The organism is Curtobacterium sp. MCPF17_002, from assembly GCF_003234115.2.
In the GTDB taxonomy this organism is placed as follows: Bacteria; Actinomycetota; Actinomycetes; order Actinomycetales; family Microbacteriaceae; genus Curtobacterium.
The window spans coordinates 3,050,129-3,065,516 of record NZ_CP126251.1 but is presented as its reverse complement, the minus strand read 5'-3'; the positions used below and the strand labels follow the sequence as shown (position 1 = coordinate 3,065,516).

Sequence of the window (15,388 nt, the reverse complement as noted above, 5' to 3'; positions counted from 1 at the left end):
CGCTCAGGAACAGTGCCGACCACGTCCGTGGAGGGGCCGCACCGCCAGGTCGACCAGCTCGCACCGCCGGAGATGTGGGGGAGGCTCGTCGCCGCCGTGTTCGCGCTGCCCGACGTGGTCGAGGGGCACAGCCAGGTCTCGCCGGCGAGTTCACGTGCCGTGTTCTGCACCGACCACGAGGTCGAGTCCGCACCCGAGCGGTCCCTCGCACCCGGCCGTCGGCTCGAACCCGTGCACCTGCACGGCGTGGACGACACCAGCGTGCACCTCGTCCTGCCGCCGGAGCGGGGGCAGGAGCTCATGGACCTCGGGTGGGCGGAACCACACGGCTACGCGGACTTCGGGACCGAGTTCATGGTCTACGGGCCACGGAACGAGGACGAACTCGCCGTGGTGCTCGGGATCGTCTCGGAGAGCCTCGCGTTCGGGCGGGGCTGACGCTCAGGGACTGGGGCACAGGCGCTGGCGCTGGCGTTCAGACGCTGGCGCTCAGACGTCGCGGAGTTCGCGGTCGCGGAACCACTTGAGGAGCCAGGCGGCGCTCGTCCGGTCGAACGACTCCGGGAACTCGACGGTGTCGGAGAGGAACGGGCTGAAGCCCTCCTCGGCAGCGAGGTCCGTGTCGTCGAGCGAGCGGTAGGCCATCGACCAGCCGTCGAACCGGCGGCGCTCGATGTCCTCGCGGACGAGGGACTTCACCTCGCCGTGGCGTCGGTCGTTCGTGATCACCGAGAACCGGTCGTCGACGCTGAACGCCGGGCCCTCGAGCAGCTGCATGAACCGCCCGTCCTTCGCCAGCAGGATGCCCGAGACGCCGAGGGCCTCGTTGCGGAGCCGTGCCTCGCGGAGCAGCTCGGCCAGCGCGGCATCGTCGAAGGGGACGACCGCGCGGCTCATGTAGACGATGGAGACGAGCACGGTGTCATCCTGGCGGGCGGGGCCTGGTCTTGCCAATCATGTCCGCAATCCGCCTCGTCGACGAGCAACCCGTTGCGGGGTGGTCCGCCGTCCGGCTGGCGCTTCCGTGTGCCGTCCGTGTATGGTCTCGATCACTGAGGTAAAAGGCGCCGCTACCAGCGACGCACCAGCACGCGGCATCGAACGAGTCGCCACTTCTTCTCTCGAAGGAGTGCGCCCCGTGTCGCCCAGCCCCGTGTCGCCCAGCCCATCTCTCGCCCGCGGTCGCTTGCCGGCCGGCGCCGCGCCCTCTCGTCTCTCTGACGCCTGGATGGCCCTCGCCGGGTTGTCGGCGGTGTTCCTGTTCGAGATGCTCGACAACTCCGTGCTCAACGTCGCCCTGCCGACGATCGGCCGCGACCTGGGGTCGTCGACGACGGGCCTGCAGTGGGTGTCGGGCGCCTACTCGGTCGCCTTCGGCGGGCTCATGCTGCTCTTCGGCGCCGTGGCCGACCGCGTCGGCCGCCGCCGGGTGATGCTGTCCGGGCTCGTCCTGCTCGCGGTGGCGAGCCTCTCGACCGCAGTGGTCACGACGACCGGACAGCTCATCGCCGTACGGGTCGTGATGGGCGTCGCCGCAGCGATGACAACGCCCGGGTCGATGGCGTTGGCGTTCCGGCTCTTCGACGACGAGGGTCTTCGCGTGCGCGCACTCACCGTCATCTCCACCGCGGGGCTCGTCGGCCTGGCCGTCGGACCGACGGTCGGTGGGTTCGTGCTCGCCGTCGCACCGTGGCAGGTGCTGCTGCTGGCCGACGTGCCGATCGCGCTGCTCGCCCTCATCGGCATCCGGCTCGGTGTCGCCCGTGACGAGAGCGCAGGACTCCGACGCGACCCGGTCGACCTCGTCGGTGCGCTGCTCGGTACCGCCACCGTGGCGGGTGCGCTGGTGACGCCGACCGTCCTCGTCCAGGCGGGGGGCGCTTCCCCGTGGGGGTGGATCACCCTCGCCCTGACCGCCGCGTGCGCGGCAGGCTTCGTCGTCCGGGAACGGACGGCCCGGCACCCGCTGATCGACATGCACCTGCTCGCTCGGCCCCTGGTGTCGAGCGGCCTCGCGTTCAAGGCGGCGTCGGGTCTCGCCGTCGCCGGGCTGTCGTACCTCGTGACGCTGCAGCTGCAGTTCGCCTGGGGTTGGCCGCCGGCCCTTGCCGCCGTCGGGACGCTGCCGCAGGTCGTCGTCCTCCTGGCCGGAGGCAGGTTCGTCGGGCCGTTCGTCCAGCGGGTCGGCCTCGGCCGCGCTGCCTGGATCAGTGCAGCCGCGGTCGTCTCGGGCCTCGCAGTATTCGGTGGTCTGAGCCGCCACGGCTACGTGTGGGTGCTCGTCGCGCTCGTGCTCGTCGCCGCCGGGATGCGCATCGTCGGTGTCGTCGCGGGCGCCTCCGTCCTCACGGGTCTGCCCGCGGATCGCACCTCGGTCGGTGCCGCGCTCGTCGACACCTCCAGCGAACTCGCGGGAGGTGCAGCCGTCGCCGCGGCGGGAACCATCGTCGCCGCCTTCGTCGCCGGGAGCATCACCACGACCACCTGGACTGCCGTCCGCCTCGAAGCGTTCCAGGACGCCGTCACCGTGGCCGGGCTCGGGCTCGCCGCCATCGCCGCCCTGCTCGTCGTCGTCGGGATGGTCCGAGCACGGACCACCGATCGACCGGAGGGCGCCGGCGGCGCGGACTCCTCCGACGCGCCTTCGGCCCTCGCCGATCCGCCCGCCCCGACCGCCCTGACCCGATCGACCACCCACGCCGAGGAGACCGCCCGTGCCTGAGACCACCACGCTTCCCCGCCCACCGTTCGACCCCGAGTTCGTCCCCTTCCTCACCGCGATGGACGAACGCGGCCGCTTCCACCTCACCACCGAGATGCTGCCGCCGATGCGACAGCTCGACATGACCGAAGTGCAGCTCGACGAAGGACTGCACGCCCGCGGCCTGGAGAGACGCAGCATCACCGTCCCCGGACACCTCGGCGACCCGATCACCCTCGCCGTGATCCAGCGCATCGGGCGCACGGGGCCAGCGGCCTGCGCCTACGCGATCCACGGCGGCGGAATGATGTTCGGCCACCACCTCGGCAACCTCGACTCCTACGACGAGTGGCTGCTCGTGCACGACGTCGTCCTCGTCAGCCCCGACTACCGCCTCGCTCCGGAACACCCCGACCCGTACCCGGTCGAGGACTGCTACGCCGGCCTCGTCTGGACCGCCGAGCACGCCGACGAACTCGGCGTCGACCCGAACCGCATCCTCATCGTCGGCCAGAGCGCCGGCGCCGGACTCGCCGCCGGCACCGCACTCCTGGCCCGCGACCGCCAAGGCCCGGGCGTCATCGGGCAGGTACTCGTCAGCCCCATGCTGGACGACCGTGACGCCACCCTCTCCGCACAGCAGTTCGACGGTGTCGGCGTCGCCGACCGTGAGATGACCCGGTTCGGCTGGGACGCCTACCTCGGCGACCGACGCGGTGGCGACGATGTCTCCGTCTACGCCGCACCCGGCCGCGCGACCGACCTCGCCGCGCTCCCGCCCGCGTACGTCGACTGCGGCAGCACCGAGGTGTTCCGCGACGAGACCGTCACCTTCGCCAGCGCACTCTGGGCCGCCGGCGTCCAAGCGGAACTGCACGTGTGGCCGGGAGCATTCCACGGGTCGACGAGCATGATGCCGGAAGCAGTCTTGTCGCAACGGGCAACGCAAGCCCTGCGGGAATGGACCGGACGGCTCCTCGACTCCGCCGTCTGACCGCGGCCCGGAACGGGCGGAACGCTACGCCGTCCCAGGGCCGCGCTCCCGGGTCCGACCTCGATCACTCAGCGATGAGGCCGATGGGAGCGTCTCAGCAGGCGGTGGTCCCCTGAACACGACCGGGCCCGGCTGGCTCTGCCCGGTAAGGGATCCCTCTACGGACTGCTCTCGAAGGACGCGTCGAGCGCATCGAGTAGTTTGCTCCCGAGCGCTTGCAGTTGTGCGGTGCTCGGGCCAAAGATGAAGCGCACTGCGGGGGTAATCACGACTTCCAGCACGTCTCCCTGCGGGTGACGTTCTATCTCGATTCGCACCACGGCTGAGCCGACAGCTCCGTGGCTCCGGGTCACGAGGCGAGCCCAACCGCTGCCCGAGTCGACCTTGCGCAACGAAGGCAACTGTTCCAACGCCTGCGCAAGCCCCGGGTGGAACTCGGGGGCGCCCGCGGTCAGATGCAGGGTTCCTCTTATGGTTCGAGCATCGCTGCTGTCCAGGCGGACCGCGCGCCCGCGGTCGCGATAGTTCATGGTCCGAACTTACGCCGTCAGGCACCGCGCGAGCATCCGGTAGCCGATCGTCCACCGGTACGTGCGGATCATCATCGCGGAGCGGTGGTCGTAGCGCGCCTCGCGCCGCGCTAATCAGCCCCGATGATCGGAACCCGTGGTCGCAGGAGCCGATGCGAACCGGTCAGCCCGGGTAAGGCGACGGAGCTGAAGAGGCACCAGGACAAAGATCGCGAACCCCACCAGCGCGAACTCGAGTACGAGGCAGACGGAGATGAACCCGCCATCCCAGGTTCGCAGTTGGCTGAGGGCCTGAAGAAAGACGCCGACCATGAGAACGAGGAACGGAGCGATGTTGGTGGGCAGCCAGCTTCGGTACGCCCTAGCGAACTCAATGCCGTACGGACGATCGGTTTCCGGCAGGCTCGCTGGCGAGTTGCGGACTACAGCGTTCCGGATGTTTCTGCGCCGTGTCGGATCCAGGCCAATCAGAACCGTGCCCGGCTGCGGACCACCGGCGTGACGGACGAAGAGGACGAGCGCAGCGCTCAGGAACCCGAGTGCGAAGCTCAGCAGGACTGCGCTGACAAGTCGAGAGCCCTCATGCAGTCGAGGAGGGCCGATGAGCGTCAAAGACCCCAGGGTCAGCACGACCACGACGGCTGACACGATCCAAGCTCGCCGGTCGCGAAGCGGCGAGAGGAGAGTGACCACTCGCCCAGTATGCGCCCGCTCGATGCTCCCCGCCCCGTAGGAGCTCGACCAGGAGAGGTCCCGTAAGCCGGTCCTTCACCGCTACACGACTTTCGTTGCCTCGACCGCAGGTTGGCGTCCTACTGCCCGCTGACCTGGGGTTTCCCGTATGCCTGTCCCGCAATAATGCCCGGTGAAGGGGCGCCAAACGCTACACGGCTTCGGGTGTCGCCACGATGTGCTCGTCAGGATCCGGGGTGGGAGAGAGTGCGGTGCGGCAAGATCGAGCATCCGGTACAGGTGGTGCGGTCGATGCCGAGGTCACGGGCGACGGTGGTACGGCGACGACCTGTCGATGCGCGATCCGCTGACCGAGTGTGATCGAACTCGCCCCGACAGCGAAACCCCATGATCTGCGGTGCCGCAGGGGGGTGCTGGACCAGCACTCACCGTGGCGAGGCCGAAGGCGACAGGATCAGTCCGACGACCCGGTCGGCGCGGGGACGGGGCGACCGGGAATCGCCGGGACGACTCGGTTCCGCGTCGCTGGCGCCGCCAACAGCGCGACCACGAGCAGGGCCGCCGGCACGAGCATCGCCGTCTGCAGGCCGAGGTGCTCGCCGAGGAACCCGAGCGCGGGCGGCCCGGCGAGGAACGCGATGTAGCCAGCCGTGGCCACGACGGAGACGCGCCGGTCGCCGTCGGTCGAGTGGTCGCCGGCGGCCGAGATCGCGAGTGGGAACCCGAGGGCGATCCCGAGGCCCCAGACGCCCGCTGCGGCCGCGGTCAGCCACGGGCTCGGGGACACGACGACGAGCAGGACCCCGACGACACCGACGGCGGCGCACACCCGGATGACCGGCGCGCGGCCGAACCGCGCCACGAGGGGCGTGCCGGCCGACCGGCCGATGAACATCGCCAGCGCGAAGCCGGTGAACACGAGGGAGCCGGTGACCTCCGGGGTGTCGTGGTCGGTCGTCATGAGGAGGGGGAGCCAGTCGCTCGCGGCCCCCTCGGCGAAGGCCATGGCCAGGGTGATCACGGCGATGAGGAGCACCTGCGCGGTGAGGACGGCGCGCAGGCGGGGCGCTGCAGCGGCCACGTCGTCGCCGGCGACCGCCGCCGCCGCAGTCGGCGCCTCCCGGGGGATCGGTCGGAGGTTCGTCGCGGCGAAGGTCGCGAGTCCGGCCATCACGACCGTGGCGAGGAGCAGGTGGAGGAGCACGGGGGTGCCGACGGCGGTCAGGGCGATGCCGACGGCCCCGCCGATCACCGTGCCGAGGCTGAAGCAGGCGTGCAGCATCGGGACCACCGGCCGGGAGATCTGCCGTTCGACCGCCGCCGCCTCGACGTTGAGGCCGATCTCGGCGACGCCCGAGCCGAAGCCGATGAGGAAGAGCCCGGCCCAGACCCCGACGGCCGCCTGCGCGGGGGCGAGCAGCGCGACCAGGAGCATCCCGGTGACGGGGAGGGCGCCGCCGAGGACGATGAGCGGACGGGTGCCGAGCCGTCGGACGAGCGCGCCGGCACCGAGGATCCCGATCATCGACCCGATCGACAGGCCGAGCAGGACGAACCCCATCGCCTCGATCGAGGCCCCGAGCTCGTCGCGGACCGCGGGTGTGCGGGTGATCCACGACGCGATCCCGAACCCGGTCATCGTCGACGTGGCGAAGAGTGCCGCGCGGTGGCGCCCGATCATGGGTCCATCAGAACGTTTCAACGGAGCGACGTCAAGGGTGCGCCTAGGATCGGCACCATGGCGACCGTCCTCCTCGTCCGGCACGGACGCACCACCGCGAACGCGACCGGCGTGCTCGCCGGACGGACGGCCGGGGTCGCCCTCGACGCCGTCGGGCGCCAGCAGGCGGCACGCACCGCCGACCGGATCGCCGCCGTGCCGCTCGCCGCCGTGGTGTCGAGCCCGCTCGAACGGTGCCGGCAGACCTCGCGAGCGGTGCTCGAACGGCAGACGGCCAGCCCGGAGACCCGTGTCGAACGGGCCATCACCGAGTGCGACTACGGCGACTGGCAGGGCCGGAAGCTCGCCGACCTGTCGAAGGAACCGCTCTGGCGGACGGTGCAGGCGAACCCGAGCGCCGTGGTGTTCCCCGGCGGCGAGTCCATGCAGGGCATGCAGTCCCGTGCGGTCGCGGCGATCCGGCGCATCGACGCCGAGGTCGAGGCCGCGCACGGACCGACGGCGGTCTGGGTCGCGGTGAGCCACGGCGACGTCATCAAGTCCGTCCTCGCCGACGCCCTCGGCATGCACCTCGACCTGTTCCAGCGCATCGCCGTCGGACCCGCCTCGGTGTCCATCGTGCGCTACGGCGAGCACCGCCCCGAGGTCGTTGCGTCGAACACCGAGTCGGGCGACCTCGCCTGGCTGGCGGCCGCAGCCGCGCCGACGGCGGACGCTGCGGTCGGTGGTGGGGCCGGTCACGACGACCCCTCCGGCGAGACAGGTCCTGCCAGAGCCTGAACGAGTGTCGCCGGGCACTCCTACAATGCGGGGTATGCCCACCATCGTGCACGGCTTCGACTGGCCGGATCGTCTCGTCGTCGGGACGGTCGGCCTCCCGGGCGAGCGCTCGTTCTACATCCAGGCCCGAGACGGCCGTCGGGTGACCAGCGTCGCGCTCGAGAAGGAGCAGTCGGCGGTCCTCGCCGACAAGATCGACGAGCTCCTCGACGAGGTCGCCACGGTCGAGGACAACCGCTTCAGCGTCCCGCCCTCCGCGCCGACCGAGCTGCGCGACGGCGCACCCCTCGACCAGCCCGTCGAGCCCGAGTTCCGCGCCGGCGCCCTGAGCCTCGGCTTCGACCCGGCGACCGCGCAGGTCGTCATCGAGGCGTACCCGATCGACGACGAGATCGAGATCATCGCGGAGACGGGCGACGACGGCGAGGAGATCGAGGCCGTGGTCGAGATCCCCGAACCGGCTGAGCTGTTCCAGGTGAAGATCCCCGTCGGCACCGCCCGCGCGTTCGTCGAGCGCACACGCGAAGTCGTCGCGTCGGGCCGTCCGCCCGGCGCCGAATGACGAACGCATGACCGACGGATCGCTGTCCATCCGGGCACGCATCCGGGAAGCCTCGAACGCCACGTTCCTCGCCGACCTCGACGGTGCGTCCGTCGTGTACAAGCCGATCGAGGGGGAGCGACCGCTCTGGGACTTCCCGGACGGCACGCTCGCCGATCGTGAGGTCGCTGCGTACCTCGTTTCGGAGGCCCTCGGCTGGGGTGTCGTCCCCCCGACCTGGATGGGCGACGGACCCTTCGGTCGGGGCATGGTGCAGCGCTGGCAGGACGTCGATCCCGGGCAGGACGCGGTCGACCTCGTCGCGACGGAGGACGCCGACGCCGAGGACGCCCCGTGGCTGCCGGTGCTCGAGGCGATCGACGAACAGGACCGCCCGGTGACGCTCGTGCACGAGGACACGAGCGCGTTGCGGCGGATGGCGGTGTTCGACGTCATCGTGAACAACGCGGACCGGAAGGGCGGACACGTCCTCGCGATGCCGGACGGTCACCGCTTCGGCGTCGACCACGGACTCGCCTTCCACGTCGAACACAAGCTCAGGACGGTGCTGTGGGGGTGGATCGGGGAACCGCTCGACGCGGACGAACTCGAGGGCATCGACCGGGTGTCCGAGGCGCTCCACGGCGAACTCGGCGCAGCCCTCGACGAGCACCTGACGGTGGCCGAGGTGGACACGCTCCGAGCGCGGTGCGCCGCGCTGCGCGCGGTCGGCGTCTTCCCGCCGCCGCCAGGACACGGCCCGGCCGTTCCCTGGCCGCTCTTCTAGCTGTACTGCCCAGGGACGTTGGTCAATCGTGTGATGGGTGACCGGTTCCCGATGGCGGTGTGGGGCCGGTGGTGATTGTAGTGATGCAGCCATCCCGGGAGCGCGTTCCTGCGTGCAGCTTCGGTCGGGTAGTGGCGTGAGAATGCCCATCCGTCGGCGAGTGTGCGGTGGAATCGCTCGATCTTGCCGTTCGTTTGTGGCCGGTATGGGCGGGTCTTTTTCGGAGTGATCCCGAGCTCGGTGCAAGCATCACGCCAGGCGTGGGATTTGTAAGCCGACCCGTTGTCGGAGAGAACGCGTTCGACTCGGACGCCGCGAGCTGCGAACCACGACACCGCGCGGCGGAGCACCCCGATCGCGGTGACCGCTTTCTCGTCTTCGTGGATCTCGGCGTAGGCGACGCGGGAGTGGTCGTCGATGACGGTGTGCACGAACGCAGTTCCGACGAGGACTCCGCGGTACTTGCTGCGGCCTGTCCCTGGAGTCGCTGCTCGGTTCTTCCCGCCCTGGGCTCGGCCGACGAAGCGCCATCCGCCGCCGTCAGGGATGTTGCCGAGCTTCTTCACGTCGACGTGGATCATCGAGCCGGGATACTCGTGCTCGTATCGGCGCACCTGCTCCCCGGTCCGGACGTCGATGTGGTGCAGCCGGTTGACCCGGCACCGTGTCAGCACGGCATGCACCGTGGACGCCGGCATGCCCAGGCGTCCGCCGATAGCGACAGGCCCCAGCCGTTTGCGCCAGCGGAGTCCGACGATCTGTTTCACGAGCGCTTGTTGGGTGCGGTTCGGCGATCGGTGTGGTCGAGAGGACCGGTCCTGCATGCCGGCCTCGCCCATTGCCGCGTACCGATCGGCCCACCGCTTCGCCGTCGGCCAGGACACGTGGAAGAACACGGCTGCGTGTCGGATGGGCCAGCCATCCTCGACGATGAGGCGCGCGAGCCGGAGACGCGCGCGCGGTGTCAGCGCAGCGTTAGCGTGGGACATGAGGACCTCCTGCGGAGAGTGCGTGAACTAAGCAGCTCCACTCCACCGCAGGAGGTCCTTCTCACGCTGCTATGACAACCGCGAGTCCCCGCAGATCAACCAACGTCCCTGGGCAGTACATCTAGCGGCAGCGGCAGCGGCAGCGCTAGCGGCAACGGCAGCACCGGCCCGAGATCGGGTCGGCGGGTTCAGGTCGGGCCCAGAACCCGCCGACCCGTACCGCGTCCCGCCTGCCGGGGCGCGGAACCCGCGGTGGTTCGGGTGGAGGGCGCCGTTGCCCTCCGGGACTCCGCGGGGGTCGGCCGGTCGAAGGCGGATCAGGTTGCACTCGACCGGCCGGGTCCGGCGCGCCGAAGAGCTCGGTGCGCGTGGATCGGTGACTGCGGCCGGGGTCTGGGGCAGCTGTGGCGTCAGCATACGACTGCGCGGACCGCAGCAACAGACCCGGGATGACGAGGCCTGGAGGCGCGTGGCGGCGCCGCCACGCGCCTCCAGGCCGTGATCAGCGCGTCAGCCCACCCAGTCGTCACGGAACAGGGGGTTGCCACCGCGACGCGAACCCAGGTACGACCCGACGACCGCGACCCCGAGGTCGTCGTTCTCCGGTGCGACCACCGTGCCGTCCACGCGCTTCGCCATGGCGTCGACGAACCGGGCCAGCCCGGGATCGTCCCCGAGCCGGAAGAAGGTCGTCTGGGCGCCGAGCCGTCCGGCGTTCTCGAGTTCCCGGACGGACAAGGCGATCGTGATCGGGTCCGGCGGGTACCCGAACCACACCTGCCCGTTCGGCTCGAGGTGCGAGGTCGGCTCGCCGTCGGTGACGATGAGCAGGACGGGCTGCGCAGTCGGGTGCTTCCGGAAGTGGCGGTTGGCGAGGAGGAGCCCGTGGTGCAGGTTCGTGCCCTTGTCCCACATGGCGTCGAGGCCGACGAGCTGTTCGATGTCCATCACCTCGGCCTCGCGACCGAAGGCGATGAGCTGCAGGTCGTCGCCGCGGAACCGGGTCGAGACGAGGGTGTGGAGTGCGAGGGCGGTGCGCTTCATCGGCACCCACCGGTCCTCCATCGCCATCGAGAACGAGGTGTCGACGAGGAGCGCCACGCACGCCTGCGTCCGCGCCTCGGTCTCCTGCACCTCGACGTCGTCGATCTCCAGGTGGACGCCGGGCCCGATCCGGCCGGACGCCGCAGCACGGGTGAGGGCGTTCGTGATCGACCGTGTGACGTCCCACGGCTCGGTGTCGCCGTACTGCCACTGCCTTGTCGACCCGGACGGCTCGCCGGTCGCACCGGCGCGGCGGAGGTCACGGGCACCCTGTCGGCCGGACATCCGCTCGGCGACGTCGCGCAGCAGGCTCTTGCCGAGCTGCCGCATCGCCTTCGGGGTGAGCCGGAGCTGCCCGTCCGCCCCGCGGCGCATCGCTCCCGAGTTCCGGAGCGCCTTCTCGAGCTGCTGCAGGGTCTTCGCGTCGACGGCAGCTTCGGCGCCGAGCTGCCGGGCGAGGGCGTCCAGGTCGAGGTCGTCGAGGTCGGATCCCGGACCCGACTGCGCGATCTGGTCGGCGAGCGCATCGAGGTCCGCGATGTCCTGGAAGACTCCGGTGCCGTCGCCGAGCCCGAGCCCCTGTTCGCCGTCCATCCGTTCGGAGCTGCCCCAGTCCTCGCCGGGGCGGAGGGACCGGAGGGTGTCGTCGAGCTGTGCGAGCTGCCCCATCAGGTCCGGCGAGCCGAAGGCCTGCTGGGCGAGGGCGTCGAGTTCGTCCCGTTGTTCCTGGGTCATCGAGTTGCGCATCCGCTGGGCGGCGGCGGCACGGGCGGCGAGGTCGTCGAGCAGCTCCTCGACGTTCTTCGGGTCCGACGGGAAGTACTGGCCGTGCTCGGCCATGAACGCGTCGAACTGCTCGGCGGTGTCCTCGCCGCGCGCGTGCGCGTCGAGCAGGGCGTTGAGGTCGCGCATCATGGCGGCCACGGCCTGCCGGTCCTGGTCGGTGGCACCCTCGAGCGCCTGCTTCATGCCGGCGAAGCGCTGGTCGAGCATCTCGCGGCCGAGCAGGTCCTTGATCTCCTCGTACTTCTGCCGTGCGGTCGGGCTCTTCCAGTCGTAGCCGCTGAGCTCCTGCACGGCGGACGCCGGCGAGGGGGAGAGGCTGTCGAGCTGCATCTCGGCGAGGGCACGGTCACCGTCGTCGATGTCGGTGTCCCGGGCGAGCTGCCCACGTTCGGCGAGCACGGCCTCGTCGAGCAGCTGCTTGACCTGCTGCAGCGTGCCGTCGAGGTTGTTGCGGCTCGTCAGCTCGCGGCGTCGTTCGGCGACCCGGCGTGCGAGGTCGTCGAGGCCGCGTCGGTCCCGACCGCCACGGCGGAGGAACTCCCGGATGGCACGTTCGGGCGAGGTCCCGCCCATCACGTCCTCGCCGATCGCGTCGAGCGCCTCGGCCAGGTCGACGGGCGGCGCCAGGGGATCGGGGCCGTCCTCGTACCGTCCGTAGCGGGCGTCGCGCGACAGCCGCCGGTTCTGCCTAGCCATAGACGGCTTCGCCCCCGCCGGACTCCTTGCTGATGCGCCGGGCCAGGTAGAGGCCCTCGAGCGCGAGCTCGATCGCGCCGGCACGTTCGCCGTCGTTCTTCGCGCCGAGCCGGTCGCACACCTGGTCGTACAGGTCGGACTCGCCGATGGAGGGCAGCCCCTCGAGGAACGCGCGGGCGCTGACCTGTTCGCCGGTGGTCACCATCGTGCCGCCGTCGAGCGCCTCGACGAGCACGGCGAAGTCGAGTCCGCGGAACCGGGAGCGCACGGTCTCCGCCGTGGCCGTCCGGAGCAGGTGCTCGAGCACCTCGTCGGCGCGGTCCTCTTCGCCGTTCTCGAACTCGATCTTGCCGCCGAGCACGTCGACCGCCGTCTCGAGGTCGATCGGCCGTGCGACCGCGTGGTCCTCGCCCTGCCGCGCCGCACGGTGCACGGCGGCGGCGGAGACCGTCTCGGCCCCGGCGATCGCGAACCGGGCACTGACGCCGCTCCGCTGGTCGACCGCGCTCGATCCCCGGAGCGCACGGGTGAACCGGGCGAGGATCTCGATGAGCGCGTCCGGGACGTCGGCGGTGAGCTGCGCCTCCTGGTTGATGACGGCGATCTCGTCCTCGAGCTCGATCGGGTAGTGGGTCCGGATCTCGGCACCGAAGCGGTCCTTGAGCGGGGTGATGATCCGGCCGCGGTTCGTGTAGTCCTCGGGGTTGGCGCTGGCGACGACGAGCACGTCGAGCGGCAGCCGCAGGACGTAGCCGCGGATCTGGACGTCGCGCTCCTCCATGACGTTGAGCATCGCGACCTGGATGCGTTCGGCCAGGTCGGGGAGCTCGTTGATCGCGACGATGCCGCGGTGCCCGCGCGGGACGAGGCCGAAGTGGATCGTCTCCGGGTCGCCGAGGCTGCGTCCCTCTGCCACCTTCATCGGGTCGACGTCGCCGATGAGGTCCGCCACGCTCGTGTCCGGCGTCGCGAGCTTCTCGACGTAGCGGTCGTCACGGTGCCGCCAGTCGATCGGCATGGCGTCGCCGAGGTCCTCCGCACGCCGGATGCTCGCGGTCGTGATGGGCTCGAAGGGGTGCTCGCCGAGCTCGGAGCCGGCGATGACCGGCGTCCACTCGTCGAGCAGGCCCTGCAGGGTGCGGAGCAGACGGGTCTTGCCCTGCCCGCGCTCGCCGAGCAGCACGATGTCGTGGCCGGCGATGAGGGCGCGTTCGAGCTGGGGGACGACGGTGGTGGCGAAGCCGTGGAGGCCGGGCCACGGGTCACGGCCCTCGCGGAGGGCACTGAGCAGGTTGTCGCGGATCTCGGCGCGGACCGACTTCTGGACGTGACCAGAGGCACGGAGCTCGCCGACCGTTCTGATGGAGGGTCGGGTCACCGATCCGACGTTACGCCGGTGCCGTGGACGCGGCCACGTGCGGGCCTGGAGGCGCGTGGCGGGCCCGCCCCGCGCCTCCAGGCCCGCTTGTGGGATTACATAGCACTTGCAATGATCGAAGTTCCGGCGTCGGAGCCGGATTCGATAGGGGGATCCGGCTCCGCGCCGGGCGCTCCGTCCCCGTTGTCCCCCGGGTCGTCGTTCCGGCCGTGAACCAACAGGGCGATCTCGGCGTACGGTCCCCTTTCGTGAGCAGCACGAACGGGACGATCAAGAGCCTGGTCCCCGCCAGGATGGACAGGTTGCCGTGGACACGGTTCCACTGGAGCGTCGTCGTGGGACTCGGCGTCTCCTGGATCCTCGACGGTCTGGAGATCCAGATCGTCTCGAACGCGGGCTTCCAGGCCGACCTGAACCTGTCGACGCAGCAGGTGACGTCCCTCGGGACGATCTACCTCGTCGGCCAGGTCGTCGGCGCACTCGTCTTCGGACGCATGTCCGACCGACTGGGTCGACGGAAGCTCTTCATCCTGACGCTGGCGATCTACCTGATCGGCTCCGGCATCGCGGGGCTCGCGCAGGACTTCTGGTTCCTCGCGGCCTTCCGCTTCGTCGCCGGCCTCGGCATCGGCGGTGAGTACGCGGCGATCAACTCCGCGATCGACGAGCTCATCCCGTCGAAGTACCGCGGCCACGTCGACATCGCCATCAACGGCACCTACTGGGGCGGCGCGGCCCTCGGCGCGTTCGCGAACATCTACCTGCTCGACACCGCCCACTTCGCCGAGAACATCGGCTGGCGCATCGGCTTCTTCCTCGGCCCGGTGCTCGGCATCGCGATCATCTTCCTCCGACGCCACATCCCGGAGAGTCCACGGTGGTTGATGACCCACGGGCGCGAGGAGGAGGCCGACGCGACGGTCACGCAGATCGAGGCCGCCGTCGAGAAGTCGACCGGACAGCGCCTGCCGGACGTCGACCAGTCGAAGGCGATGACGGTCACGCCGACCGACCGCGTCGGGTTCGTGACGATCGCGCGGGTGCTCCTCAAGCAGTACCCGACCCGCACCCTCGTCGGCGCCACGATGATGATCACCCAGGCATTCCTCTACAACGCGATCTTCTTCACCTACGCGCTCGTCCTGACGAACTTCTTCGGGCTGAAGACCGCGCAGACGTCGATCTACTTCTTCCCCTTCGCGATCGGGAACCTGCTCGGCCCGATCATCCTCGGACGGTTCTTCGACACGTGGGGCCGTCGCCAGATGATCTTCCTGACGTACCTCGTGTCCGGCCTGGTCCTCGCCACCTCGGCGTTCCTGTTCCGGGCGGACGCGATCAGCGCCACCGTGCAGGTCGTCTTCTGGTGCGTCTCGTTCTTCTTCGCCTCGGCGGGTGCCTCGAGCGCCTACCTCACCGTCAGCGAGATCTTCCCGCTGGAACTGCGATCGCAGGCCATCTCGTACTTCTTCGCGCTGGCGCAGGTCTTCGGTGCCGTCGCGCCGCTGATCTACGGGGCGTTCATCGGGGACGGGTCGTCCCGTGAGCCGTTGTTCTGGGGGTACCTGCTCGGGTCCGCGGTGATGATCGGGGGTGGCGTCGTGGCGCTGATCTTCGGGGTCGATGCGGCGCGGAAGGGGCTCGAGGACGTCACGCAGCCGCTGTCGGTCCTGACCAAGGAAGCGGACCGGGCGTCGAAGTAGTATTCCGTATGTGGAGTGTTTAGCGAGCAGCGTCTCGGGGTGTCACCGTGCTCGCATGGCACTCCTCCACACTGCGGCGCCAGTC

Annotated in this window: 14 protein-coding genes; 7 read left to right on the top strand and 7 right to left on the bottom strand. The window is 70.3% G+C overall.

Going from position 1 to position 15,388, the window contains the following annotated elements; all coding sequences use genetic code 11:
* Window positions 1-12 precede the first annotated feature (12 nt).
* Window positions 13-438 carry a luciferase domain-containing protein gene (locus tag DEJ28_RS14315; protein WP_258368290.1) on the top strand — a complete coding sequence of 142 codons (426 nt, stop codon included), beginning with the start codon at window positions 13-15 and terminating at the stop codon, window positions 436-438.
* A gap of 51 nt (window positions 439-489) precedes the next feature.
* Here the strand turns inward: DEJ28_RS14315 and DEJ28_RS14310 are convergent, their stop codons facing one another.
* The gene (locus DEJ28_RS14310; RefSeq protein WP_111117439.1) at window positions 490-918 is read right to left on the bottom strand and encodes a BLUF domain-containing protein; all 429 of its coding nucleotides are present in this window, start codon (window positions 916-918) and stop codon (window positions 490-492) included.
* Between the two features lie 310 nt (window positions 919-1,228).
* On the opposite strand from DEJ28_RS14310, the gene DEJ28_RS14305 reads away from it, so the two are divergent.
* Entirely contained in the window at window positions 1,229-2,722 is a 1,494-nt protein-coding gene (locus DEJ28_RS14305; RefSeq protein WP_111117440.1) for an MFS transporter, read from the top strand.
* Between the two features lie 58 nt (window positions 2,723-2,780).
* Window positions 2,781-3,695 (top strand): alpha/beta hydrolase, encoded by a 915-nt coding sequence (locus DEJ28_RS14300; RefSeq protein WP_502866957.1) that lies wholly within the window; start codon window positions 2,781-2,783, stop codon window positions 3,693-3,695.
* 158 nt (window positions 3,696-3,853) lie between these two features.
* On the opposite strand, the gene DEJ28_RS14295 is transcribed toward DEJ28_RS14300, so the two are convergent.
* The 3 genes from DEJ28_RS14295 to DEJ28_RS14285 form a co-directional block, all read right to left on the bottom strand.
* Window positions 3,854-4,225, bottom strand: a complete 372-nt coding sequence (locus tag DEJ28_RS14295; protein ID WP_111117442.1) for a hypothetical protein — start codon at window positions 4,223-4,225, stop codon at window positions 3,854-3,856.
* Between the two features lie 114 nt (window positions 4,226-4,339).
* Complete coding sequence (locus tag DEJ28_RS14290) at window positions 4,340-4,918, bottom strand: hypothetical protein (RefSeq protein WP_111117443.1); 579 nt, start codon at window positions 4,916-4,918, stop codon at window positions 4,340-4,342.
* Window positions 4,919-5,372: 454 nt separating this feature from the next.
* A complete protein-coding gene (locus DEJ28_RS14285) occupies window positions 5,373-6,599 on the bottom strand; it encodes an MFS transporter (protein WP_111117444.1) in 1,227 nt (408 codons plus the stop codon).
* A gap of 57 nt (window positions 6,600-6,656) precedes the next feature.
* Here DEJ28_RS14285 and DEJ28_RS14280 point away from each other — a divergent pair, with 57 nt between their 5' ends.
* Genes DEJ28_RS14280 through DEJ28_RS14270 form a run of 3 tightly spaced genes read left to right on the top strand, consistent with a single transcriptional unit; the run spans window position 6,657 to window position 8,707 of the window.
* Entirely contained in the window at window positions 6,657-7,379 is a 723-nt protein-coding gene (locus DEJ28_RS14280) for a histidine phosphatase family protein (protein WP_111117445.1), read from the top strand.
* A gap of 34 nt (window positions 7,380-7,413) precedes the next feature.
* Entirely contained in the window at window positions 7,414-7,941 is a 528-nt protein-coding gene (locus tag DEJ28_RS14275) for a DUF3090 domain-containing protein (protein ID WP_111117446.1), read from the top strand.
* Between the two features lie 7 nt (window positions 7,942-7,948).
* Window positions 7,949-8,707, top strand: coding sequence for an SCO1664 family protein (locus DEJ28_RS14270; RefSeq protein ID WP_111117447.1), 759 nt, complete (start codon window positions 7,949-7,951; stop codon window positions 8,705-8,707).
* Here the strand turns inward: DEJ28_RS14270 and DEJ28_RS14265 are convergent.
* From DEJ28_RS14265 to DEJ28_RS14255, 3 genes are all read right to left on the bottom strand, one after another.
* A complete protein-coding gene (locus tag DEJ28_RS14265; RefSeq protein WP_284180737.1) occupies window positions 8,704-9,696 on the bottom strand; it encodes an IS481 family transposase in 993 nt (330 codons plus the stop codon). The genes DEJ28_RS14270 and DEJ28_RS14265 overlap by 4 nt on opposite strands.
* Before the next feature lie 510 nt (window positions 9,697-10,206).
* Window positions 10,207-12,222 (bottom strand): vWA domain-containing protein, encoded by a 2,016-nt coding sequence (locus tag DEJ28_RS14260; protein WP_111116916.1) that lies wholly within the window; start codon window positions 12,220-12,222, stop codon window positions 10,207-10,209.
* Window positions 12,215-13,600, bottom strand: coding sequence for a MoxR family ATPase (locus DEJ28_RS14255; RefSeq protein WP_111116915.1), 1,386 nt, complete (start codon window positions 13,598-13,600; stop codon window positions 12,215-12,217). Before DEJ28_RS14255 ends, DEJ28_RS14260 begins: the two co-directional genes overlap by 8 nt.
* 248 nt (window positions 13,601-13,848) lie before the next feature.
* Between DEJ28_RS14255 and DEJ28_RS14250 the strand changes: the two genes are divergently transcribed.
* On the top strand, window positions 13,849-15,303 hold the full coding sequence (locus DEJ28_RS14250) for an MFS transporter (protein ID WP_349774931.1): 1,455 nt from the start codon (window positions 13,849-13,851) through the stop codon (window positions 15,301-15,303).
* Window positions 15,304-15,388 lie beyond the last annotated feature (85 nt).

Coding starts and splice junctions, on each gene's coding strand:
- DEJ28_RS14270 (WP_111117447.1), top strand. CDS start 7,949: ATGACCGACGGATCGCTGTCCATCCGGGCACGCATCCGGGAAGCCTCG.
- DEJ28_RS14280 (WP_111117445.1), top strand. CDS start 6,657: ATGGCGACCGTCCTCCTCGTCCGGCACGGACGCACCACCGCGAACGCG.
- DEJ28_RS14300 (WP_502866957.1), top strand. CDS start 2,781: ATGGACGAACGCGGCCGCTTCCACCTCACCACCGAGATGCTGCCGCCG.
- DEJ28_RS14285 (WP_111117444.1), bottom strand. CDS start 6,599: ATGATCGGGCGCCACCGCGCGGCACTCTTCGCCACGTCGACGATGACC.
- DEJ28_RS14260 (WP_111116916.1), bottom strand. CDS start 12,222: ATGGCTAGGCAGAACCGGCGGCTGTCGCGCGACGCCCGCTACGGACGG.
- DEJ28_RS14305 (WP_111117440.1), top strand. CDS start 1,229: ATGGCCCTCGCCGGGTTGTCGGCGGTGTTCCTGTTCGAGATGCTCGAC.
- DEJ28_RS14265 (WP_284180737.1), bottom strand. CDS start 9,696: ATGTCCCACGCTAACGCTGCGCTGACACCGCGCGCGCGTCTCCGGCTC.
- DEJ28_RS14295 (WP_111117442.1), bottom strand. CDS start 4,225: ATGAACTATCGCGACCGCGGGCGCGCGGTCCGCCTGGACAGCAGCGAT.
- DEJ28_RS14275 (WP_111117446.1), top strand. CDS start 7,414: ATGCCCACCATCGTGCACGGCTTCGACTGGCCGGATCGTCTCGTCGTC.